At 73.7% G+C, this 21164-nt stretch carries 21 protein-coding genes; 9 read left to right on the plus strand and 12 right to left on the minus strand.

Features of this window, described 5'->3' with window-relative positions; all coding sequences use genetic code 11:
- Positions 1-127 precede the first annotated feature (127 nt).
- The 4 genes from ACF1BN_RS25770 to ACF1BN_RS25785 all read right to left on the minus strand — a co-directional run bounded on the left by ACF1BN_RS25770 (position 128) and on the right by ACF1BN_RS25785 (position 6746).
- Positions 128-997 carry a GyrI-like domain-containing protein gene (locus ACF1BN_RS25770; RefSeq protein ID WP_392333966.1) on the minus strand — a complete coding sequence of 290 codons (870 nt, stop codon included), beginning with the start codon at positions 995-997 and terminating at the stop codon, positions 128-130.
- A gap of 120 nt (positions 998-1117) precedes the next feature.
- Entirely contained in the window at positions 1118-3079 is a 1962-nt protein-coding gene (locus ACF1BN_RS25775; protein ID WP_392333967.1) for an acyl-CoA dehydrogenase, read from the minus strand.
- Between the two features lie 95 nt (positions 3080-3174).
- Entirely contained in the window at positions 3175-4701 is a 1527-nt protein-coding gene (locus ACF1BN_RS25780) for a tetratricopeptide repeat protein (protein ID WP_392333968.1), read from the minus strand.
- Positions 4698-6746 (minus strand): protein kinase, encoded by a 2049-nt coding sequence (locus ACF1BN_RS25785; RefSeq protein ID WP_392333969.1) that lies wholly within the window; start codon positions 6744-6746, stop codon positions 4698-4700. The genes ACF1BN_RS25780 and ACF1BN_RS25785 overlap by 4 nt, the downstream gene beginning before the upstream one ends.
- A 157-nt stretch (positions 6747-6903) precedes the next feature.
- Between ACF1BN_RS25785 and ACF1BN_RS25790 the strand changes: the two genes are divergently transcribed.
- Both ACF1BN_RS25790 and ACF1BN_RS25795 read left to right on the plus strand, forming a co-directional pair.
- Positions 6904-7485 (plus strand): sugar O-acetyltransferase, encoded by a 582-nt coding sequence (locus tag ACF1BN_RS25790; protein WP_392333970.1) that lies wholly within the window; start codon positions 6904-6906, stop codon positions 7483-7485.
- A 13-nt stretch (positions 7486-7498) separates the two neighbouring features.
- Positions 7499-8044, plus strand: a complete 546-nt coding sequence (locus ACF1BN_RS25795; protein WP_392333971.1) for a TetR/AcrR family transcriptional regulator — start codon at positions 7499-7501, stop codon at positions 8042-8044.
- Positions 8045-8151: 107 nt separating this feature from the next.
- Here the strand turns inward: ACF1BN_RS25795 and ACF1BN_RS25800 are convergent, their stop codons facing one another.
- Positions 8152-8688 carry a VOC family protein gene (locus tag ACF1BN_RS25800; protein ID WP_392333972.1) on the minus strand — a complete coding sequence of 179 codons (537 nt, stop codon included), beginning with the start codon at positions 8686-8688 and terminating at the stop codon, positions 8152-8154.
- A 382-nt stretch (positions 8689-9070) separates the two neighbouring features.
- Between ACF1BN_RS25800 and fabG the strand changes: the two genes are divergently transcribed.
- The 7 genes from fabG to ACF1BN_RS25835 all read left to right on the plus strand — a co-directional run bounded on the left by fabG (position 9071) and on the right by ACF1BN_RS25835 (position 14759).
- A complete protein-coding gene (gene fabG / locus ACF1BN_RS25805) occupies positions 9071-9877 on the plus strand; it encodes a 3-oxoacyl-ACP reductase FabG (protein WP_392333973.1) in 807 nt (268 codons plus the stop codon).
- Positions 9878-10163: 286 nt separating this feature from the next.
- Positions 10164-11363: a S8 family peptidase gene (locus ACF1BN_RS25810; protein ID WP_392333974.1), complete on the plus strand. Its 1200-nt coding sequence runs from the start codon at positions 10164-10166 to the stop codon at positions 11361-11363.
- A gap of 219 nt (positions 11364-11582) precedes the next feature.
- Complete coding sequence (locus ACF1BN_RS25815) at positions 11583-12056, plus strand: hypothetical protein (protein WP_392333975.1); 474 nt, start codon at positions 11583-11585, stop codon at positions 12054-12056.
- 22 nt (positions 12057-12078) lie between these two features.
- Complete coding sequence (locus ACF1BN_RS25820) at positions 12079-12234, plus strand: hypothetical protein (RefSeq protein WP_392333976.1); 156 nt, start codon at positions 12079-12081, stop codon at positions 12232-12234.
- Positions 12235-12339: 105 nt separating this feature from the next.
- Positions 12340-13065, plus strand: a complete 726-nt coding sequence (locus tag ACF1BN_RS25825; RefSeq protein ID WP_392333977.1) for a class I SAM-dependent methyltransferase — start codon at positions 12340-12342, stop codon at positions 13063-13065.
- Between the two features lie 204 nt (positions 13066-13269).
- Complete coding sequence (locus ACF1BN_RS25830; RefSeq protein ID WP_392333978.1) at positions 13270-13644, plus strand: FKBP-type peptidyl-prolyl cis-trans isomerase; 375 nt, start codon at positions 13270-13272, stop codon at positions 13642-13644.
- Positions 13645-14246: 602 nt separating this feature from the next.
- Positions 14247-14759, plus strand: coding sequence for a hypothetical protein (locus ACF1BN_RS25835; protein ID WP_392333979.1), 513 nt, complete (start codon positions 14247-14249; stop codon positions 14757-14759).
- Between the two features lie 78 nt (positions 14760-14837).
- Here the strand turns inward: ACF1BN_RS25835 and ACF1BN_RS25840 are convergent, their stop codons facing one another.
- From ACF1BN_RS25840 to ACF1BN_RS25870, 7 genes are all read right to left on the minus strand, one after another.
- Positions 14838-15920, minus strand: a complete 1083-nt coding sequence (locus ACF1BN_RS25840; protein WP_392333980.1) for an LLM class flavin-dependent oxidoreductase — start codon at positions 15918-15920, stop codon at positions 14838-14840.
- A gap of 4 nt (positions 15921-15924) precedes the next feature.
- Positions 15925-16788 carry an ABC transporter substrate-binding protein gene (locus ACF1BN_RS25845; protein ID WP_392333981.1) on the minus strand — a complete coding sequence of 288 codons (864 nt, stop codon included), beginning with the start codon at positions 16786-16788 and terminating at the stop codon, positions 15925-15927.
- On the minus strand, positions 16785-17612 hold the full coding sequence (locus ACF1BN_RS25850) for an ABC transporter ATP-binding protein (protein ID WP_392333982.1): 828 nt from the start codon (positions 17610-17612) through the stop codon (positions 16785-16787). Before ACF1BN_RS25850 ends, ACF1BN_RS25845 begins: the two co-directional genes overlap by 4 nt.
- Entirely contained in the window at positions 17609-18442 is an 834-nt protein-coding gene (locus ACF1BN_RS25855) for an ABC transporter permease (RefSeq protein ID WP_392333983.1), read from the minus strand. The genes ACF1BN_RS25850 and ACF1BN_RS25855 overlap by 4 nt, the downstream gene beginning before the upstream one ends.
- Positions 18439-19458, minus strand: a complete 1020-nt coding sequence (locus ACF1BN_RS25860) for an NrtA/SsuA/CpmA family ABC transporter substrate-binding protein (protein ID WP_392333984.1) — start codon at positions 19456-19458, stop codon at positions 18439-18441. Before ACF1BN_RS25860 ends, ACF1BN_RS25855 begins: the two co-directional genes overlap by 4 nt.
- Positions 19459-19603: 145 nt before the next feature.
- Positions 19604-20620, minus strand: a complete 1017-nt coding sequence (locus ACF1BN_RS25865; RefSeq protein ID WP_392333985.1) for an ABC transporter substrate-binding protein — start codon at positions 20618-20620, stop codon at positions 19604-19606.
- Positions 20621-20882: 262 nt separating this feature from the next.
- Complete coding sequence (locus tag ACF1BN_RS25870; RefSeq protein WP_392333986.1) at positions 20883-21011, minus strand: putative leader peptide; 129 nt, start codon at positions 21009-21011, stop codon at positions 20883-20885.
- Between the last annotated feature and the right edge of the window lie 153 nt (positions 21012-21164).

The following is a 21164-nucleotide window of genomic DNA, read 5'->3' on the forward strand; positions in this document are numbered from 1 at the left end:
CCCGACGCCCGACGCCCGACGCCCGACGCCCGACGCCCGACGCCCGACGCCCGACGCCCGACGCCCGACGCCCGACGCCCGACGCCCGACGCCCGACGCCCGGCGCCCGGGGATCGGGCCGCGTGGGTCACGCGGGCTCGACGGGCAGCCACAGCTCACACGTCGCGGTGGTGAAGTCGTCCGCGCGTTCGAGGACCGCGACGATCGAGGGGCCCCGGCGCAGCCGCCACGGGTTGGAGGGGAACCACTCGGTCGCGGTCGCCGCCCATGCCTTCTGGAGCGCCTGCGGATGGGGTCCACTGGTGCGGAAGACGGCCCACCGGCCGGCCTGCACCTCGATCGCGTCCAGCCCCTCGGGGACGGGCGTGTCCCCGTCCAGGGCGACGCCGTGGAGGTAGGTCAGCTCGCTCCCCTCCGCCGCGTCGAGGTCGAGGTCGTCGCTGACCTGGAGCAGCCCCTCGGGCTGGGTGTCGCCGAGCGCCTTCAGCCGCAGGTGCTCCTCCTGCGGCAGCGCGGAGATGTGCCGGACGATGTGCGGATTGACGCCCTCATGGATGAGCGGTACCCGGGCCGAGTGTCCGACCAGGCGGAACGCGGGGCGGTCGACGAGGCGGGTGTCCATAGGGGTGCTCCCTTCGACGGTCAGGCGGAACCTGAGCTGTGGTTGTGTGCGCAGGGGGCCTCCGTCACGGCGTACGTCACCGGGACCGGCGCCGTGCACGGCACGGAACGCCCGCCCGAACGCCTCGCCCGACCCGTATCCGTGCCGGACGGCGACGGTCAGCAGATCGTCCTCCCCCCGGACGACGTCGGCGGCGGCGACGGTCATGCGCCGCCGCCGCACGTACTCCGACAGCGGCATGCCGGCCAGCGACGAGAACATCCGCCGCAGGTGGTACTCGGTCGTGCCGAGCGATCGGGCCAGCGCGTCGACGTCGAGCTCCTCGGAGAGGTGCTCCTCGACGAGATCCACGAGCCGGTTGAGTGCCGAGATCATGAGGCCTCCTTTCGACACCCACCCTGGCATCGGGCACCCGCCCCGCACCCGATCGCCGCGGTCCGTTCCGATCAGGAGCGGATCCGCCCCGGGCGGGCGCGGGCCCGCACGTGCCGGAACTCAGCCCAGCAGGTCCCCGGCGCGCAGCACCTCGGGCGGGACGCGCCAGGCGTCGACCAGATCGACGGCGTGCGGCCGGATGCTGCGGCAGAGGCTGTTGACCTCGCGGGTGATCGCCTTGGACCGCTGGACGGTCAGCCGCCCGTGCTCCATGAACCACGCCCGGTCCGCCTCGATCGTGGACAGCGCGAACAGGTCGCACAGCAGACCGAGCGCGACCTTGTCGCCGTCGTCGGGCAGGGCCCGGCACGCGTCGACGAACGCCTCGAGCACCAGACGCTCGGCATGGGCGTGGGCGAGCGCGATCACATGGTCCTGGACCTGGGAGAAGACGGCGCCGGGATCGCGCTCCTGGTCGATGCCGCGCTTGAGGCGGCGCGCCAGCCCGGCGAGCATGTGCTCCTCGCGGTAGCGCAGCATGGCGAGCTGGTACTCCGAGTCGAGCAGCCCCGCCTCCTGGTCCCACGCGTCGCCGCCGGGCAGCAGGTCGCGGACCCGCTCCAGGAGCTTGTGGACGGACGCCTTCTCGATCACGGTCTCGACCGCGAGACCGGTGACGTACCGGACCACGCCCAGCTGGTCCAGGTCCTCGAACTCGCCGGCGTGGTCGGTGAGCAGGCCCTTCGCCACGAGCTGGAGCAGCACGTGGTTGTCGCCCTCGAAGGTGGTGAAGACGTCGCTGTCGGCCTTGAGCGCGGCGAAGCGGTTCACCGCGAGATAGCCCGCGCCGCCGCACGCCTCGCGGCACTCCTGCACGGTCCGGGTGGCGTGCCAGGTGCCGAGCGCCTTCGTGGCGGCGGCCCGCGACTCCAGCCGGCGCCGCGCCCGCGGATCGTCCTCGTGGCCGGAGAACACGTCGTGCAGCTGCCCGCGGACGACGTCCTGGGCGAAGTGCAGCGCATACGTACGGGCCAGCAGGGGCAGCAGTCGGCGCTGGTGCAGCCCGTAGTCCAGGAGGAGCTGCTCCGGTGCGCCCGCCGACGCCTCGAACTGGCGCCGCCGCACGCCGTACTTGACGGCGATGGTGAGCGCGACCTTGGCCACGCTCACCCCGGCCCCGCCCACGCAGACCCGTCCCTGCACGAGCGTGCCGAGCATGGTGAAGAAGCGCCGGTCGGGGTTGTCGATGGAGCTGACGTACCTGCCGTCGGGCGTGACGTCGGCGAAGCGGTTGAGCAGCGCCTCGCGCGGCACCCGGACCCCGTCGAAGCGGATCCGGCCGTTGTCGACGCCGTTGAGGCCCATCTTGCGCCCGTCGTCCTCGATCGCGACGCCCGGAAGGACCCGCCCCCCGGACCGCAGCGGTACGAGGAGCGCGTGCACCCCGCGCGACTCGCCGCCCACCTCCAGCTGCGCGAAGACGACCGCCAGCTCGGCGTGGCGGGCGGCGTTCCCGATGTAGTCCTTGCGGGCGGCGTCGGCCTCCGTGGTGACGACGAACTCCTCGGTCCCTGGGTCGTACCGGGCCACCGTGCCGAGCGACTGGACGTTGGAGCCGTGCCCGGTCTCGGTCATCGCGAAGCAGCCCAGGAGCCGCCCGGCGACCAGATCCGGCAGGTACGCGCCGTGGTGGCGCTCCGTGCCGAGGTGCAGGATCGCGCCGCCGAACAGCCCGAACTGCACGCCGCTCTTGACCAGTACCGACAGGTCGCCGAAGGCGAGGGTCTCGAACGCGGCGACAGAGGCGCCGACGTCACCGCCGCCGCCGTGCTCCACGGGGAAGCCCATGCCGGTCTGACCGGTGGCGGCGAGCTCGACCACGACGTCGCGGACCCGTTCACGGAACGCGTCCGTGTCCAGTCGCTCCGCGTCCTCCAGCACGGAGGCGTGGGCCACCAGACCGGTGCGGACGAGGTCGCGGACCTCCGGGTACTCGCCGTCGAGAAGAGCCGCCAGGGCGTCGACGTCGATCTCCGGCCGGGTCGTGCCGCTGGTCGCGGCGGAAGGATCATCGGGTGCCATGGACGTCGGATACCCCGGCCGGAGGGGATCAACCGGCGGTGATCGCGTGACGCGGCGAACCCGGAGTGACGTGCTGTCCGGCCGCCCCGCCCCGGTCAGGACGTCGACCGGCGCCTCCACGGCCGCCTCCGGCGCGGCCCGGCGGGGAAGCGGCGCAGCAGGTCCGCGGCCTGCGCGTCGCCCGCCTCGGCGGCCCGGCGCAGCCAGCGCAGCCCCTCGTCGGGCCGGCCCAGCGCCGTGGTGAGCCCGTAGAGGTTCATCATCGCGTGGGCGTCGCCGTTCTCGCCCGCCCGCACGAGCCACGGTTCGGCCTCCTGCGGCCGGCCCTGCTCCAGCAGCAGGGCGCCCAGCACGCCGGCCGGTCTGACCGGGTCCCGCTCGGCCACGCGCCGCAGCAGCCGCTCCGCCTCGTCCCGGTCATCGGAGCGGCCGGTCCGGCCGAGGAAGAGGGCCAGGTCGAGGACGTCCACGTCGCGCCCGCCCTCGGCAGCCCTCCGCAGGTACGGCTCCGCCCCCGTGATGTCGCCGGCGTCGGCCAGACGGCGCCCCACCTTCCCGCTCGCCTCGGGAAGCCCGGCCGCCGCCGCGCTCCGGTACCAGCGCCCGGCCTCCTCGTCACGACCCAGCCGTTCCAGCGCCAGCGCCAGCAGATGGGCGGCGCGCGGCCCCATCCCGGCCTCGTGCGCGCGCTGCAGCAGCGGCTCGGCCTCCGCCGGACGGTTCGCGTTCAGGAGCACGATGCCCAGGTCGAACGTGCCTCGCACGTCGCCGGCGGCCGCGGCGTCACCGAGGCACCGCTCGGCCTCCTCCTCGCGGCCGGCGTCGTACAGCAGCGCCCCCAGGGATCCGAGCGCGGGCGCCACGCCCTCGCTCGCGGCCCGCCGGTACCACCGCTCCGCCTCGTCGCTCCGTCCCAGCCGTTCGAGCACCCCGCCCAGGCGGACCATGGCCGCGAGGTCCCCGTCCTCAGCGTCCGCGCGGTACCTCGACTCCTGGTCGGGCGCGAACTCCGGGAAGGTCCGCCGCCCGTCCGGTCCCGGCACGCCGTCCTCGATCGCCCGCCGGTGGGCGCGCATCCGGTCGAGCGTGCGCGCCGTCACGCCGTCGGTGACGGCCGCTCCGCGCTCCGCGATCCCGAGGTAGTCGCGTGCCTCGCCCCGTTCGCCGAGGGCCAGGTAGGAGGCGGTGAGGTTGACGGCGGCCCGGATCGTGGCCGGGTGCCGCCGGCCGAACGCCTGCGACTGGATCACCATGTTGTGCTGGTCGAGCGTCAGCGCCTCCCGGTTCCGGCCCACCTGACGCAGCGCCTGGGCCGTGCTGTCCATCACGTCACCGGTGCGCGGATGGGACGCGCCGTGGACCCAGGGGGCGTGGTCGAGCGCCCGCAGCCCGCAGACGGCGGCCTCCTCGTACCGCTGGACGAACAGGTGGTTCACATGCAGGCCCTCCAGGATGTCGTACAGGTGCACGCTGTCCGGTCCGAGCAGCCGCTCGCCGGCCGCGAGCGCCTCGCCCAGCTTCGCCAGCGCCTCCTCGGACCGTCCGGCCCTGCTCAGCTCGACGCCCTCCTCGTAGGGCAGCCACATCTCCGCGAGGTGCGGATCGCGCTCGGAACGTCTCATGACGACGTGCTCCCGTCTCCGGAGAAGTGCCGCTCGGTCTTCTTCACGAACGCCGTCGCGGGATCGAACTCTGCTCGCTGCGAACCGAGTTCGGCGAATCCTGGGTGACTGCGGAGGAACTGCCGCCGCTGTTCGAGGAGGAAGACGAGGTCGAGGGCGGCCGCGCCCGGACCGGTGTCCCCGCCGTCCAGCTCCCGGTAGGCGCGCGCGGCCCGGCGCGCCAGCCCCAGCGCCGCCTCGTGCTCCCCGAGATGGCGGCGGGTGCGGGCGAGGGCGTCCAGCTGCTCGGCCAGCCGGTGGGCGAGGCGCGCGTACAGCGGGGCGAAGTCGCTCTCGTACGCGAGCTCCAGGGCCTCGTACCAGCAGGCGAAGGCCGTGGGGGCGTCACCGGGCAACGCGATCCGCACGTTCCCCTCCTGGAGCAGCCCCCGGGTCACCCCGAACAGGTCGGCCACGGAACGGGACAGCTCCACGGCGCTCCGGTGGCTGACGGCCGCCTCCGCGAGATCCCCGAGCATCCGGTCCGTCTCGCCGAGGTCGGACAGGGCGTCCGCCTCCAGCCTGCGATCCCCGACCGCCCGCGCCCGGGCCAGCGCCCGCTCCACATGGGGACGGGCGTCCTGCGGGCGCCGCGCGTCGAGGAGCGACCGGGCCAGGGTGAGCCGGGCGGCGGTGAGGTCGGATCCGTCCCCGTCCCCCTCCAGGAGCCGTAAGGCCTCCTCCGCGTCGGCCCTGGCCTCGTCCGATCGGCCCAGGCTGCCGTGGACGTGCGCCCTGCTGCGCAGCAGCCGGCTCAGGGCCCGCCGGTCACCCGCCCCGCGCAGCAGCGCGACCCCGCGGTCGAGGCACCCGAGCGCCTGCAGCCGCCGGCCGGCCGTCCGCAGGTCCAGTCCGGCGCGCTCCCACGTCGCCGCCTGCAACAGGACGTCCCCGGCGGCCTCCGCGTGCGCGAGGGCCTCGCGATAGTGGTGCAGGGCTCGTCCGTGCTCCCCGATGGCGTCGGCCGAGACGCCGAACTCGAAGGCCGCGTGGGCCCGTTCCTCCGGACTCTCCGCGCGGACCACGCCTGCGGGGGCCGTACCAGCGCCCCTGGGCGGCGCCGCGGGACCTCCGGGGCCGGCGGCCTGGCCCCAGGCGGCCGTGAGGGACTTCTCCACCTCGTCCCACGACGCGGGACGCCCGGCGGGATCGGTCGCCAGACAGTCCGCCACCAGGGAACGCAGGGCCGGTGGCCATGAATCCGGCAGCGGGACCAGGGCGGCCTGCCCGCTGATGTGCGCTCCGCACAGCTCCCAGATGTTGGCCCCGGACACCACCGGCCGCCCCGTCAGCACCTCGTGGACGATGGCCCCGAAGGCGTACACGTCGGCGCGGAGGTCGACCCCGCGTCCCGGCTCCCACTGCTCGGGGGCCATGTAGTACGGCGTGCCCGCGCCGTCCGCCCACCGGGGGTCGTGGAGCAGCACCTCCGCTCCGATCGACCGGTACGCCACGGCGATGCCGAAGTCGGTGACCTTCGCCGTCCCGTCCTCGGCGATCAGGATGTTGCCCGGTTTCAGGTCGCGGTGGACGAACCCGTGCACCTCGCGCGCCGCGTGCCCCATGCCGCGGGCGACGCCCAGCGCGTACCCCAGAGCCTCGCCGAGCGGGAGCGGCCCGTCGCGGCGGGCGCGGGCCGCGAGCGAGGCGTCGTCGTACCCCGGGGCGGCGGCCACGAGTTCGAGGACCAGGTGCGGCAGGTCGTCCGGTCCGTCCCGGAAGAGCCGCTCCACGGTGACGACATGGGGGTGGGCGGGGATCCTGGACCACAGCGTGGCCTCCTGGAGGAAGCCGCGCCGCAGGTCGATGTCCCCCTCCTTGCCCGGGAGCAGCGTCTTGACCGCGACCGGCCGGTCGTCGGCGAGATCGCGGCAGAGGCAGACGGCTCCCATCCCGCCCCGCAGCACGCGCCCCACGAGGTAGCGGCCGGCCAGGAGGTCGCCTGCCGCCGGAAGCCCCTCCGCGCCCTCCATGCCCTCCATGCCCTCCGGGTCTTCTCCCGTCATGCCCCACCCCGCTCTGCCCAGGACCGGTCGCGTCAGCCGATCTATGGACGATCCGCGGGGTCGGGACGGTTCCCGGGGCGCCTGCCCGGAAGGGCCCGGCCAGGCTTCCCGGCCGGGGAGCGTACGACCGTACGTTCAAGGGTGTACGATCGTACGCATGGCAACGGACTACTTCGCGGGCGACTCCCGCACCCAGCTGGAGCGCATGCTGGCCGGCGACCTCTACATCGCCGACGACCCGCAGATCGTCGAGCGGCAGCGGCACGCGATGCGCCTTGCCGCGCGCTACCAGGCGCTCTTCGTGGAGGGGCCCGAGGAGGCCCGGGCGGTCCTCGGCGAACTGCTCGGTGCCGTCGGCGAGGAGGTCGAGGTGCGTCCGCCGCTGTACGTCGACTACGGCAGCAACATCACCATCGGCGCGCGCACGTTCGTGAACTACAACCTGACGGCCCTGGACGTCGCCGCGATCACGATCGGCGAGGACTGCCAGATCGGGCCGAACGTCCAACTCCTCACGCCCACGCACCCCCTGGAGCCCCAGCCCCGGCGCGACAAGCTGGAGGCCGCCCGCCCCATCACCCTGGGGGACAACGTGTGGCTCGGCGGCGGCGTCATCGTGTGCCCCGGTGTGACCATCGGCGACAACAGCGTCATCGGCGCCGGAGCGGTCGTCACCAGGGACATCCCGGCGAACGTCGTCGCGGTCGGCAACCCCGCCCGCCCCGTCCGCGACCTCTGACCGCGCGCCCGCCATGGCCACCGGACACACCGACCCCCAGCGGCGCGAACGCATCCTCGCCGCCACCCTGGACCACATCGCGGCCGAGGGGGTCGCCGGCGTCTCCCACCGGAAGATCGCCGCGCGAGCCGGGGTGCCGCTGGGCTCGATGACGTACCACTTCACCGGCATCGACGATCTGCTCCGCGAGGCGTTCACCCGCTTCGCCGACCACATCGTCACCGTCTTCGACGAGCACCTCGGCGGCGTCGACGACCGGGAACAGGCCCGAGAGGCCCTCACCGGCCTGGTCCACGCCCTCTCCGAGGGCCCCCGGCGCGACCTCGTGCTGACGCAGGAGCTCTACACCCTCGCCGCCCGCCGCCCCGAGTACCGCGCTCTCACCCAGGCGTGGATGGCCCGCAGCCGCCACCTCCTGGAGCGGCACTTCGACCCCGGCACCGCCCGCCAGCTCGACGCCCTCATCGAGGGCCTGACCCTCCACCGGGCCCTCGACCCCGAGCCCCACGACCGCGAGCTGACGAACGAGGCGATCCGCCGCATCACCACAGCGGCCTGACCGGCGGCCCCCCCGGGCCGCCTGACCGGGGGCCTCATGAACCGCCTGCGAGGGCGCGGACCTGACACCGCGCCCTCGCAGGCACACACCCGGGGAGGGTGTTTCGTTCAGCGTCGGGCCGTGAGCCGGGGGGCGCTCGAGATCCCCGTCTCCCGGCCGCTCAGCTCGGTGTCCAGCGTCGCCTGAGCCGTGCGCATCGACTCGGCGTACTTCGGCTCGGACATCCGCTCCCAGGCGACGTCGGGGTCGACGTCCTCGACCCGGCTCGTCACCCACCAGATGTTGCCGAACGGATCCCGGACCCGGCCGCCGCGATCCCCCCACGCGCTGTCGCTGACCGCGGTGACCACCTGTGCTCCGTGCTCGACCGCGGTGGCCACGGCGGCGTCCGCGTCGGGGACGTAGACCCGCAGCAGCGAGGGCATCACCGGCCAGTCGGGCCGTCGGTCGAAGGCCAGCACGACCGTGTCGCCGACCCGGATCTCGCCGTGGCCGATGGTGCCGTCCTCGACCGGCACCCGTGCGATCTCCTCGCCGTCGAACGCGGCGGTGACGAAGTCGAGCAGTCCTCCGGTGTCGTCGGTGACCACCCACGGTGCGACGCTCGTGTAGCCCTCGGGTGCGGTGCCGTTCATCGTTCTCATCCTTCGGTTCGGTGCTTCGAGATGACGACGACGCTAGGACTCGATTAGGACACTCCCGGTCCTAGTTGCGGGCCCTGGCGGCATATGGGGCGACAGTTCACCCCTTCGGGTGAGGTCGAGGGCGACGGCGGTCCGGCGTCACCGACGCGACGGGCGGGGCGCGAGGCGTCCCGTGCCGTACATCGCCGGAGTCCCGGCGTCCGCGCACCGGCCCTCGGGGCCCGCGTACCCCACCGGTGCGGGCACACACCTCGACTAGCGTGGCCCGCCGCGGCCGACTCGGCCGCGACGCCGTCCGGGGGCGTCCGGCGCCATCCAGCGGCATCCAGCGGCATCCGGATGGCATCCGGCGGCATCCGGCGCAGGACGAGGGAGTCGAGCCATGTTCCGTACCACCCCCTGGCAGGAACGGTCCGTAGTCGTGACCGGCGGAACCCGCGGCATCGGCCGGGGCATCGCCGAACTCTTCGCCCGCAGGGGTGCGGCGGTGCTGCTCACGGGCCGGGACGAGGCGACGGCCCGCGAGGTGGCCGCCGGCCTCGCGCGGGACACCGGAGGGCGCGTCACCGGCATGGGCATGGACCTGCGCGACGCGGACGCCGTCGAGGCGGTGGCGGCCGAGGCCGAACGCCGGCACGGACACCTCGACATCCTGTGCGCGAACGCCGGGATCTTCCCCGAGAAGCCCTTGCGCGAGATGACCGCCGCCGACGTCGACGAGGTCCTGGCGGTCAACCTGCGCGGCTCCATCCTCGCCGTCCGGGCGTGCCTGCCGGCCATGGAGCGCGCCGGACGCGGCCGTGTCGTCCTGACCTCCTCCATCACCGGACCCACGACGGGCTACGCCGGCTGGAGTCACTACGGGGCGAGCAAGGCGGGCCAGCTCGGGTTCCTGCGCGGCGCGGCACTGGAACTGGCCCCGTCGGGCATCACGGTGAACGCGGTCCTCCCGGGCAACGTCCGCACCGAGGGCCTGGAGGCCCTGGGTGAGGACTACCTGCGCAGGATGACGGCCTCGATCCCGCTCGGCAGGGTGGGGGAGACCGAGGACGTCGCGCACGCCGTGGCCTTCCTCGCCTCCGACGAGGCCGCGTTCATCACCGGGCAGACCCTGACCGTCGACGGCGGTCAGACCGTGCCGGAGTCCCTCGACGCCCTCACCCCCGCCGCCGTCCCGGCGGGAGGCTGACGGCCGCGTCCGTCGACAGCTCCGGACCGACGCCCTCCCCCGCGTGTCCGGGCGTCAGCTCACGTGGACGTGGGAACGTTTGGCGATCGCCGCGTGATGTGCGCGTTCGGAGGAGGGGGCCGTCGGGGAGCGTGAACGACGTGGAGGCGATGCGGAGAGCCTTTTAAGAAACCTTGTTGAATATCGCGGTTGTCATGATCAGGCCTTGATTTGCGCCTGCCAATCCGCACAGGGTTCTACCGAACGTTTGACGCCCCACACGTCAACACGAGGAGAGATCCCCTACATGGCAACTCACAAGCGATCGCGTCGAGTTCGCAACACGGTCATCGCCGCAGGCGTGGCGGGTTCCACCGCCGCCGCCCTGCTCGCGGCCAACCTGGCCGGCGCGGCCACCCCCGCCGAAGGAACCGTGCACGGACTCGGCGCCCCCGGGGCCGTGGACGGCAGCTTCGTCGTCATCCTCGACGCATCCGCGAACAAGGAAGCCCTGGCGAAGAAGTACGGCGGCACGCTCGACCGTGCCTACGGCTCGGAGGTCAACGGCTTCTCCGCGTCGGGTCTCAGCGTCCAGGAGGCCAAGCGCCTCGCCGCCGACCCCGCCGTCGGAACGGTCGTCCAGAACAAGCGCTTCACCATCAACGAGACGCAGGAGAAGCCCCCGTCCTGGGGCCTCGACCGGATCGACCAGGCCGAGACCGCGGGCGACGAGAAGTACACCTACCCCGACGGCGGCGGGGAGGGCGTGACCGCGTACGTCATCGACACCGGCGTCCGCGTCTCGCACCAGGACTTCGGGGGCCGGGCCACCCACGGCTTCGACGCCATCGACAACGACGAGACCGCCGACGACGGCAACGGCCACGGCACCCACGTCGCCGGCACGATAGCCGGAACCGCGCACGGCGTCGCCAAGAAGGCCAAGATCGTGGCCGTCCGCGTCCTGGACGACAACGGCTCCGGCACCACCGAGCAGGTGGTCGCGGGCATCGACTGGGTGACGAAGAACCACAGCGGCCCCTCCGTCGCCAACATGAGCCTCGGCGGCGGCGCCGACGAGGCGCTCGACGCGGCGGTCCAGCGCGCCATCGCCGCCGGCATCACCTTCGCGGTCGCCGCCGGCAACGAGTCCTCCGACGCGGGCCAGGGCTCGCCCTCCCGGGTCCCCGAAGCCCTCACGGTCGCCTCCAGCACCAGCGGGGACGAGCAGTCGGACTTCTCCAACTTCGGCGCGGTCGTGGACCTCTACGCCCCCGGCTCGGAGATCACCTCGGCGTGGAACGACAGCGACACCGGAGTCAAGACCATCTCCGGTACGTCGATGGCCGCCCCCCACGTCGCGGGCGCCGCCGCCCTCCACCTGGCGACCGACCCGACGTCGACCCCGGCCGAGACGGCCGCCGCGCTCACCGGCTCGGCGACCGCGGACGCCATCAAGAGCCCGTCCGCCGGCACGCCCAACAAGCTCCTGAAGATCGCCCCCTGATCCGGACTCACCCCGCACACGACGGCCCCCTGTCACCAGGGGGCCGTCCCCGTGCGCCCGTCGCGTCCTCGTGGAAGCGGATCCGCGCCGACGCGGGCCGGGACCTGGCGTCGGGCGAGGCCGGGCCCTCGGGCGCGTGCGAGACTGAGCGCCAGTTCGATGGAGGCAGGGAGCCTCCACGCGTGTCGCTCGGGGGGAATTGTGCGCAAGGTCGGATGGATGGCCGCTGCCGCTGGTCTGGCACTGCTCGTGACGGGCTGCGGCGACGAGGGCGCGACGCCGTCCGGGGGGTCGGGTGCGAACGGCGTGAAGCTGGAAGCGACCACCGTCGCCAGGGAGATCGACGCGGCGGCGAAGGCCGCCGGGTTCACCAAGGACTCCTCGGTCAGCAGGGTGAAGCCCGAACTCAAGGAGTGCATGGTCGACTGGGTGGCGGACGACCCCGGCCGCGCCGCCGACCCGAAGAAGTCCGCGGCGGACACGATCGCGGGGCTGGTCGAGGCCGGCTGGACCGAGGGCGAGAGCGCCCAGCAGGGCGACCGGGAGACGAAGACCCTGACGAAGGGCGACTGGGAGATCAGGTCCGCGTCCGAACTGGGCAAGGGCATCAAGGCCTTGGTGTTCGCAGGCACCCGCACGTCCCCGGAGTGCGTCGAACTGCTGGTCGCCGACCTGGGCAGCGGCAAGGGATAGTCGCGACACGGGACGGGACGTCATGAACCTGAAAGAGGCCCTGGACCGGAGCCGGAGGGCCGAACGTATCGGGTGGACGGCGATCGCCCTGCTCCTGGCTCTGGGACTCCTGGCCGTCCTGGGCGTGCTGGCGGGCGTCGTGCTGTTCAGCTACCTCGCGGTCAACCTGGTGCCCTGAGGACGGTGCCACGGCGCTCCTCCGGGTCTCCAGGCGGACGTGCGGGTGGCTGTGGAGCCAGTCGGGTGCGGCGCTGAGGGGCAGGCGATGCGTAACCTCGACCGCATGGTTGGCGACTGTTTCCGGCATCCGCGACTCGCCGCGATCTACGATCCGCTCGATCCCGATCGCGGCGACCTGGACGCGTATCTGTCGATGGTGGACGAGTTCGAGGCCCGCCGAGTCCTGGACATCGGTTGTGGCACCGGCGTGTTCGCGCTGCTCCTCGCCGACCGCGGGGTCGAAGTCGTGGGCGTGGACCCCGCTCAGGCGTCCGTCGACGTCGCCTGTGCCAAGCCGCGGAGCGGACGTGTGCGCTGGATCTGCGGCGACGCGACGAACCTTCCCCCGCTCCAGGCGGACCTGGCGACGATGACGGCGAACGTCGCACAGGAGATCGTCGACCGGCAGACGTGGCAGGAGACGCTGTCCGGGATCCGCGGGGCACTGCGGCCCGGCGGGCGTCTGATCTTCGAGACGCGGGACCCGGCCGCACGTGCCTGGGAGGAGTGGACCCGGGAGAAGTCGTGGCGCGTGACCGAGGTTTCGGGCGTCGGATCCGTCGAGAGCTGGGTTCGGGTGACCGAGGTGAGCGGGCCGCTCGTGTCCTTCCGCTGGACCTACAGGTTCGCGGCGGACGGCCAGATGCTGACGTCGGACTCGACGCTGCGGTTCCGCGAACGAGAGGAGGTCGCCCAGGACCTGAAGGCGCAGGGGTACGTGGTGGACGAGGTCCGCGATGCGCCCGACCGCCCGGGGCGGGAGTTCGTCTTCCTGGCGCGGCGTCCGTGAGCGGTGGGTATCGCGAGCCGGCCTTCGAACGACCGGGTGGGTCGATGCGGCGGTCGCAGGCGCAGGCAGGTCAGGTGCGCCCGGCGCGTCGGGGTTCCCGGGGTCGGGTCGCGTCATGTTCTTGTCGGGCGGCGTGCGAGAGTGATCGCTCAGTGATGCCGGGCGGCGGCAGGTCGGGCCGGCGACGAGAGCGAGGAGCGGGCGATGGCCCTTGAACGACCGGAGATCGACACCCCCCAGGGCCGCCCGTCCCCCTATCTGCACATCGAGGACGTCTGGGTCGGCGACGGGGACGAGGCCACCAAGGGGGCCGTGGTGTCGGTCCACTACCTCGGGGTGGCCCACTCCACCGGCGAGGAGTTCGACGCCTCGTGGAACCGCGGCGAGCCCTTCGAGTTCACCCTGGGGGGCAAGCAGGTCATCAAGGGCTGGGAGATGGGGGTGCGCGGCATGAAGGTCGGTGGCCGGAGGAAGCTGGTCATCCCGCCCCACCTGGCCTACGGCGACCGTTCCCCGTCGCCGGCCATCAAGGCGGGCGAGACCCTGGTCTTCGTCGTCGACCTTCTCTCGATCGGCTGACACGGGGGCCTCGCCGGTTCGCCGGTCCGGGCATGCCGAGACCGAGGTGAGCCCGGGGGCCCGTCCCTCGACGGGCCCCCACGCAGGGAGGCACGCTCCCGGGCGCGCCGCCTCGTCTCCACCCCGCGGGAGGGCCGGGCGCGCTCGCGCGACGGGGACCGGCTGGGGCGTCTCGGTCCGGTCGGACACGGACGGGATACGGCCGATCGGCGACGCGTACCGCGGGAGGTCGAGGAGCAGACCCCGGGACTCGGACGGAGCTTCTTCGTGCCGGTGATCGGTGAGGTGGTGACGGCCGCTGCAGGCTTCGAGGCCGCCGGGCCGGAGACCGTGCGAGGCTTCCTGACCTCGGTGGAGAAGCCCACCGGGCGGGCGCGCCCGGCCTGAGGGGACGGGGGCGGCCCCGTGCGCCACCCTCGCACCCGGGCCGTCCCCGTCGCGCTCCCGCACCCTCGTGCGGAACAGCGGAATCACGTCAACGTCGCGTACCGGCGCACCCTCCCCGCGCGCCATCTCGTTGGTCCCGGCGGTGCCCCGACGGTTCCGGGGCAGGCGAGAGGAGCGCACCACCGCGTGCGCTGAACCCACAGGGAGGCGCCCAGATGAACGTGACCGATCCGTACGACGAGCTCCAGCGGGACATCGCGGAGACCGAGGCCCGCTTCGCGGTCGACTCCTGGGGTGCGCTGATGACGGTTCTCCGCAGGGACGGCGGCTACCGCCATCTCCGCTTCGACCTGCCCAGGGCGTCCTGGCAGGGCTTCGAGCTCGTGACCTGGCCCGGGACCCTCGTCGTCCGCGGCGGGCTCGGCTGCTGGACCTTCCACTGCGAAGGGGCCGACCTGATGGACGACGCCCGGCCCTCCCGCGGCACCGCGCGGGTCGACCCGCTCTTCTGGGAGGAACGGTTCACCCCCGGCGGCGGGCAGGCCGCGAAGCGGTACGCGGCCGGCCCGGCCGCCGTCCTTCTCCGTGCCGCGGCCGCCGAGACGGAGGAGCCGTACCCCGCCCGGGCAGCGGCGGTGACGTACGACCCCTGGTTCCTGCTGACCTGCGCCGCACTGCCCTGGGCGGCCGAGCAGTTCGACACGACGACCGTTCGCGCCGTCCTCTAGCCGCTCGGAACCCGAGGTTCCGAGCACGCCGGCGGGCATCCCCTCCGACCGCCGGCTCCGCAAGCCGCGCGACGTCCGTCAAGGACGCACGCCGAGCGCCGGCAGGACCGTCTCCGCGACCCGGTACGCCTCCTCCAGGAGCGGGTTCCCGGACAGGATGAAGGTGTCCACACCCAGCTCCCGGAACTCCTGGAGCCGCTCCACGACCTGCGAGGTGGAACCCACGAGCGCCGTGCCGGGACCCGGCCGGAAGAGGCTCATGCCCGGCCACAGGTTGGGGTACGTCTCCAGCTCCCGGGCGCGGGCGGGCACCCTGCCTCCGTGCTGGCGGAACTGCCGCTGCCAGCCGACGCCCTCCTCCCCGGCCCGCTCGCCGAGCTGACGGGCGTACGTCGCCTCGCTGGTGACGTCGAGCAGCCGGTCGGCGGCGGCCCAGGCCTCGTCCTCCGTGTCCCGGACGATGAGGTGCAGGCGCAGGCCGACGCGGAGGGACCGGCCGTGCGCCGCGGCCCGGGCCCGCACCCGGTCGAGCTTCTCCCTGAGGAGGTGCGGCGGCTCGCCCCAGGTGAGATAGACGTCGACGTGTTCGGCGGCCATCTCGATGCCGGGGGCGGACGAGCCGCCGAACCAGAGCGGGACGTGCGGGGCCTGGACCGGGCGCAGGTCGCGGAAGGAGGCGCCCGCGTTCCGGAGGTCGTAGAAGCGGCCCTTGTGGTCGAAGACCTCACCGGCCGTGAGCCGTTTCACGATCGACCAGTACTCGGCGCTCAGCTCGTACCGCTCGTCGTGGTCGACGTGCAGCCCGTACTCGCGGAGGGACTCGGTGGAGCCGTTGACGACGTTGAAGCGCAGCCGGCCGCCGAAGAGGTTGTCGAAGGTGAGCGCCGTCTTGGCGAGCAGGGTGGGCGAGATCAGGCCGGGATGGACGGCGAGCAGCGGTTTGAAGCGGGTGCTCGTGGTGGCGGCGAGGGCCGAGCCGAGCGGCCAGACGTCGTACAGGTCGGTGGCCAGCAGCGCGCCGGTGTAGCCGAGGCGTTCGACGGTGGAGGCCAGGTGCTGGAGATAGCCCAGGTCGACGGGCCTGCGGCCCTCCGGCTCCCAGGGGTAGGCGCCTTCGCGGGGGATGATGTACCAGAGGACTTCGGGTGCCGGGGAGGTCATGGCGTCAGGCCTTCCGGGGCAGTGCGTCGGCGACGGTGACGGCGCGGTCGATGAACCCGGTCCGGTGGAAGATGTCGGCGGCTCGCTGCTGCTCGGCGATGAACTCCTCGCTGACCTCCTCGATCGTCCACGGCAGGGCGCGCAGCGCCGTCTCCCAGTCCTCCGCTGAGCCGCCCTGGTCGGCGGCGGCGATCGCCGCCGCCTCGCCGGGGTGCGCGGCCGCCCACGCGTCGGCCCTGCGGAGCGCCCGGACCAGCGCCTCCACCAGCTCGGGCCGCTCTTCTGCCAGATCCCTGCGGGTGAAGAACACGGACCGGTCGGATATGACGTCGCCGGTGCGGACCAGGGTGCGCAGCCCGCCCGTACGACGGGCCGCCGCGAGCTCGGCGCCCTGCGCGACCCAGGCGGTGATCGCGCCGGAGCGGAGCCGCGCCTCGCTGCCCGCGTCGCCGCGCACCGGGGTGATGTCGGTGGCGTAGGAGAGGCCCGCGTCGTCCAGGGCCTGGGCGACGAGGTGCGTCTGCCACGAGCCGATGGCGAGGTGGACGGTTCCTCCCTGGAGGTCGGCGACGGTACGGACCGGGCTGTCCTCCGGGACGAGCAGGGCGCCGTGATCGGGGCGGGGCGCCGAGATCGCGGTGTAGACGATGTCGTGACCGGCCGCCTGGGCGGTGACCGGCGGGGTCGAACCGGTGCCGCCGAAGTCGATGGTGCCGTCGGAGAGGAGGGCGCCGGTGCGCACGCCGTCGGTGTACGCGTGCCAGCGCGCCGTCTCGCCGAGGGCGGCCAGCTCCTCCTCCGCGTAGCCGAGCCGGGAGAGGTGGAAGAGCGACGGGTTGCTGCGGTGGACGCCGAGGGTGACGGTCATGCGGAGAACTCCTTCTGCGGGGCGGGTGCCGGGGTGGATGCGGGTCCCGAAGCGGGTCCCGTTGCGGGCGCGGGCGCGGGTGTGGGGGTCGGGCCGTCGGTGGCCGAGGCGCGGTCAGGGCGGGGCGCGGTGGCGTGCACGCCGAGGTCGGCGAGGAGGCGGCGGCGCAGGGCGACGACCTCGGGATCGCCGGGATCGCGGGGGTGGGGGACGGCCACGGGTTCGTCGGTCACGAGCCGGCCGTCACGCAGGACGGCGACCCGGTCGGCGAGCCGCACGGCCTCGTCGACGTCGTGGGTGACGAGCAGGACGGCGGGTCGGTGGATCCGGCGCAGTTCGCCCACCAGATCCTGCATCCGGAGGCGGGTCAGCGCGTCGAGGGCCGCGAACGGCTCGTCGAGCAGCAGGAGTTCCGGCTCGCGGACCAGCGCCCTGGCCAGCGCGACCCGCTGGGCCTCGCCGCCGGAGAGGGTGGCCGGCCAGGCGTCCGCGTGCCGCTCCAGGCCGACCTCGGCGAGGGCCCGCAGACCCGTCGCCCGGGTGGCGGCGCCGCGCGGCAGCCCGACGGTGACATTGGGCAGGACCTTCTTCGAGGGGATGAGCCGGGGCTCCTGGAAGACGATCGTGCGGGCCTCGGGGACGAGGACCTCGCCCCCGTCGGCGCCGTCGAGGGCGCCGAGGATCCGCAGCAGGGTGGTCTTGCCGCTGCCGCTGGCACCGAGCAGGGCGACGAACTCGCCGCGCCCGAGGGTGAGATCGAGACCGTCGATGACGGCGCGGTCCCCGAAGGCGCGGCGCAGTCCTCGTACGCGAACGGCGGTCATCGTGTCGTCCCTCCGGGGCCGGCGGTGCGCCAGGGCATGAGGATCCGCTCCAGTCCGCGGACCAGCACGTCGGCGGTGAGGCCGAGGAGTCCGTAGACGAGGATGCAGACGGCGAGGATGTCGGTGCGGGCGTAGCTCTGGGCCTGGGACATCAAGTAGCCGATGCCCGCCGTGGCGTTGATCTCCTCGGCGGCGATGAGCGCGATGACGCTGAGCGTCATCGAGAGACGCAGGCCCGCGAGGAGCGACGGCAGGGCACCCGGGAGGACGACCTGGCGGACGATCGCGAGCCGGCCGAGGCCGAAGCTGCGCATGGCCTCGACGAGCTTGCGGTCGGTGTTGCGGACGCCGCCGCTGGTGGAGACGTACATGGGGAAGGTGGTGGCGACGGCGATGAGCAGGATCTTCGCGGTCTCGTTGATGCCGAACCAGACCATGAAGAGCGGCACCAGGGAGAGGAAGGGGATGGTGCGCAGGGTCTGGAGGGAGGAGTCGAGGAGTTCGTCGCCGAGCCGGGTGAAGCCGGTGGTGATGCCGAGGGCGAGGCCGGCGGCGAGACCGATGACGAGTCCGATCCCGGACCGGGTGAGGGAGGTGGCGAGTGCGTCGGACAGCTGACCGTTGCCCCACAACTCACCCACCGCGTCCAGTACTTGGGCGGGCGATGCCAGGACGTCGGGGGTGAGGAGGCCGGTGGCGGACGAGGCCCACCACAGGACGAGCAGGGCGACCGGCCCGAGGGCGCGGACGGTGACCGCGTACCCCCGGGAGCGGGGGCGGCGGACCGAGGGGCGGGGGGTGACGAGGCCGGGGGCCGGGGGCGCCGTCACGACAGGGACTCGACGTCGAGGAGGTGGGAGGCGATGTCGACCGTCGCGGGGGTGACCTTCTGGTCGGCGTAGAAGCGGGCGACCGTCTCGAACCGCTCGACGTCCTCCGGGCCGATGGGGTCGACGGTCCCGCCCTTGCGGGTGAAGTCGATCTGGACGTCCCTGGCCCTGCCGGTGACGGCGGTGGGGCCGGCGTCGGTGAAGACGTTGAGGTAGGCGGCCGGGTCCTTCCGCTCCTTGGCGCTGTTGTCGTGGAGGTAGTGGTAGAGCGCCTTCACGATGGCGGGGTGCTCCTTCGCGAAGTCCGAACGGACGGCGTTGAGGCTGTAGTTGTCGGAGCCGATCGCCGCGCCGTCGGCGAGGAAGCGTGCCTTGCCGCTGCCGATCTCGGCCACCGCGTAGGTGGACCAGACGGCCCAGGCGTCGACCTGTCCGGCGTTGAAGACGGCGGCGGTCTGGTCGGGCCGGAGATAGACCCGTTCGACCGCGTCGGCCGGGATGCCCTCCTTCGCGAGGGCCTTGAGGAGCAGGTACTCGCCCGTGCCGCCCTTGTTGACGGCGACCTTGCGGCCGACGAGGTCCTTCAGGGAGCCGATGTCGGAGCCCTCGCGGACGAGGATGCCCTCACCGACGGGGTCGGGGTCGGTGGCGGTGAAGAAGGCGAAGCCGGGCTTCTGGGCGAGGGAGGTGATGCCGGAGGTGATGGAGCCGGTGGCGAAGTCCAGCTGGTCGGCGTTCATCGCCTGGGCGGCGGGGGCGAAGGGCCCGGCGCTGCCGGTCCAGGCCACCTCGGCGCCCACGGCGGAGAGTGCCTTGTCCAGGCTGCCGTCCTGCTTGCCCCGGGCGAGGATCCCGGCGTTCCCGGGGTCGGGGATGCGGACGGTGACCGTGCCGCGCTTCGCCCCGTCGCCGCCCCGGCCGGAGGCCGAGTCGGCCGCCGGGTCGGCGCCGCAGGCGGTGAGGGTGGTGAGGGCGGCGAGGGCCGCCAGAGCGGTGAGAGGGGCGAATGGGCGCATGGCGGTCGTCCTTGGTGGGCGGGGTGCGGGAAGGAGTGAGGGGGCGTGCGGGGGCGGGGAGAGAGCGGCGGACGGGGCAATCCGGGCCGGTGCGCCCAGGCCCGTACGGGGTGTACGGGTCCACGGGGGCGCGTACGGGGCCTGGTTACGCGACGGGGCTCGGTGACGTCGGGCCGGCGACGAGCCGTCCGGCCCGGCGCAGCGGCTCCGGGTCGGCCCAGGCCCGGACGTCGACCGCCTCGGGGAGGAAGCCGTGGGCGCGCAGCGCCGCCTCCTGCTCGGCCAGCAGGTCGAGCCGGGTGCCGGACAGATCGGGGTGCAGCGTGCGGTGGGTGTCGGCGCGGTAGGCCCCCGCGACGCCTGCCGCCCCCGCGCCGGTCTCCGCGCCGAGGATGCGGGCGACCTCCGCCGGTTCGCCGGCGGCCCAGTCGGCGGCCCGGAGCAGGACGGCGAGAAAGCGGTCCACCACGTCGGGGTGGCGGTCGAGGAGGTCCTGGTGGACGGTGAGGGGGCGGGGGGTGCCGTTGTTGACCCGGTGCGCCGGGTCGGGGAGCGCGTCGAGCTCGACGGCCACCTCGGCACCGGCGCGGCGGGCCGACTCGACGGCGAGGGCGCCCTTGACGTACACGGCGTCGACCTCGCCCCGGCGCAGCGCGTCGAGTTCGGCGGCCCACTGCCCGTGGTGCCCGGCCGCGGGGACGTCGACGAGCCGGGCGTCGTCGAGCCCGAGACCGCCGGAGGCGAGGGCGCCCTCGAAGCCGCGGAGCGCCATGGCCCGCCAGAAGTCGATCGGCACGTCGTGCCGGGGCACCGCGAGCCGGAGTCCGCGCAGGGCGGCGGCGCCCCGCACCGGGGAGCCGGGCGCGACGAGCACGACCTGGCGCTCCTCGATCCATGTGAGGCCGATCAGCCGGGTGCCCTGGCCGCGCGAACGCGCCCACAGGGCGGGGACGTTGCCGCCCTCGCGGAAGAGGCCGGGCAGGTCGTGGGTGTAGTGGGCGGAGCGGTCGGCGCCCGGGTCGGCGTCCTGGAGGGAGCGGACGGCGATGCCGTCCGGCGCGAACTCGGCGGCCAGCCAGCCGCGGTCGGCGGCCACACCGGTGGCGGTGGGGACGGGGCAGCGGGTGAACCAGAGCGTGGCGGGCACGCGGGTGTCGGTCATGGAGGCGTCCAAGGGTGCGGGGGCGAGGCGGTGCCGTACCGGGGCGCTGCCGGGCACGACGGCGCGACGCCGCGGCGGAGGAGGCGGCGCGCGTACGGCGCCGAGGGAGGAGACGGAGGGCAGAGGGCAGACGGCGGAAGACCGAAGCCGAAGACCGAAGGCGGAAGGCGGAAGGGCGGAAGGCGGGAGCGGGGGGCCGCCGGTGCCGGGCCGGGGACGGCGCGGGGCGAGTGGGAAGGGTGGGGCGGGGGAGCGGCGTCGGCTAGCCGCGACGACAGCCGGTGCCCGCGACCCGCGCCAGGTCGATGTGACGGCGCCGGGTGAGCCCGAGGAGGGCGGGAGGAACAGCGGGAGCGGCGTGCGGCGTCGTACGGCACATGTGCACGCTCATGGCGGACCTGCTCCCTCCGGTGTCGTGAACCCGCGGCGCGGTGTTCCCGGCGCCGTGTTCTCCTGCGGTGTTGGCCGGAACCATGGCACGGTCTTCCGGCTCGTCACAACTCGCTTCCCACCATGTGGGATTGCGTATGAACGGAGTGTTTCC

It is taken from the genome of Streptomyces sp. NPDC014861, from assembly GCF_043081625.1.
Lineage (GTDB): Bacteria > Actinomycetota > Actinomycetes > Streptomycetales > Streptomycetaceae > Streptomyces.

Coding starts and splice junctions, on each gene's coding strand:
- ACF1BN_RS25840 (WP_392333980.1), bottom strand. CDS start 15,920: ATGACCTCCCCGGCACCCGAAGTCCTCTGGTACATCATCCCCCGCGAA.
- ACF1BN_RS25800 (WP_392333972.1), bottom strand. CDS start 8,688: ATGAGAACGATGAACGGCACCGCACCCGAGGGCTACACGAGCGTCGCA.
- ACF1BN_RS25785 (WP_392333969.1), bottom strand. CDS start 6,746: ATGACGGGAGAAGACCCGGAGGGCATGGAGGGCATGGAGGGCGCGGAG.
- ACF1BN_RS25825 (WP_392333977.1), top strand. CDS start 12,340: ATGGTTGGCGACTGTTTCCGGCATCCGCGACTCGCCGCGATCTACGAT.
- ACF1BN_RS25795 (WP_392333971.1), top strand. CDS start 7,499: ATGGCCACCGGACACACCGACCCCCAGCGGCGCGAACGCATCCTCGCC.
- ACF1BN_RS25870 (WP_392333986.1), bottom strand. CDS start 21,011: ATGAGCGTGCACATGTGCCGTACGACGCCGCACGCCGCTCCCGCTGTT.
- ACF1BN_RS25770 (WP_392333966.1), bottom strand. CDS start 997: ATGATCTCGGCACTCAACCGGCTCGTGGATCTCGTCGAGGAGCACCTC.
- ACF1BN_RS25820 (WP_392333976.1), top strand. CDS start 12,079: ATGAACCTGAAAGAGGCCCTGGACCGGAGCCGGAGGGCCGAACGTATC.
- ACF1BN_RS25850 (WP_392333982.1), bottom strand. CDS start 17,612: ATGACCGCCGTTCGCGTACGAGGACTGCGCCGCGCCTTCGGGGACCGC.
- ACF1BN_RS25845 (WP_392333981.1), bottom strand. CDS start 16,788: ATGACCGTCACCCTCGGCGTCCACCGCAGCAACCCGTCGCTCTTCCAC.
- ACF1BN_RS25780 (WP_392333968.1), bottom strand. CDS start 4,701: ATGAGACGTTCCGAGCGCGATCCGCACCTCGCGGAGATGTGGCTGCCC.
- ACF1BN_RS25865 (WP_392333985.1), bottom strand. CDS start 20,620: ATGACCGACACCCGCGTGCCCGCCACGCTCTGGTTCACCCGCTGCCCC.
- ACF1BN_RS25860 (WP_392333984.1), bottom strand. CDS start 19,458: ATGCGCCCATTCGCCCCTCTCACCGCTCTGGCGGCCCTCGCCGCCCTC.
- fabG (WP_392333973.1), top strand. CDS start 9,071: ATGTTCCGTACCACCCCCTGGCAGGAACGGTCCGTAGTCGTGACCGGC.
- ACF1BN_RS25815 (WP_392333975.1), top strand. CDS start 11,583: ATGGCCGCTGCCGCTGGTCTGGCACTGCTCGTGACGGGCTGCGGCGAC.
- ACF1BN_RS25810 (WP_392333974.1), top strand. CDS start 10,164: ATGGCAACTCACAAGCGATCGCGTCGAGTTCGCAACACGGTCATCGCC.
- ACF1BN_RS25775 (WP_392333967.1), bottom strand. CDS start 3,079: ATGGCACCCGATGATCCTTCCGCCGCGACCAGCGGCACGACCCGGCCG.
- ACF1BN_RS25835 (WP_392333979.1), top strand. CDS start 14,247: ATGAACGTGACCGATCCGTACGACGAGCTCCAGCGGGACATCGCGGAG.
- ACF1BN_RS25830 (WP_392333978.1), top strand. CDS start 13,270: ATGGCCCTTGAACGACCGGAGATCGACACCCCCCAGGGCCGCCCGTCC.
- ACF1BN_RS25790 (WP_392333970.1), top strand. CDS start 6,904: ATGGCAACGGACTACTTCGCGGGCGACTCCCGCACCCAGCTGGAGCGC.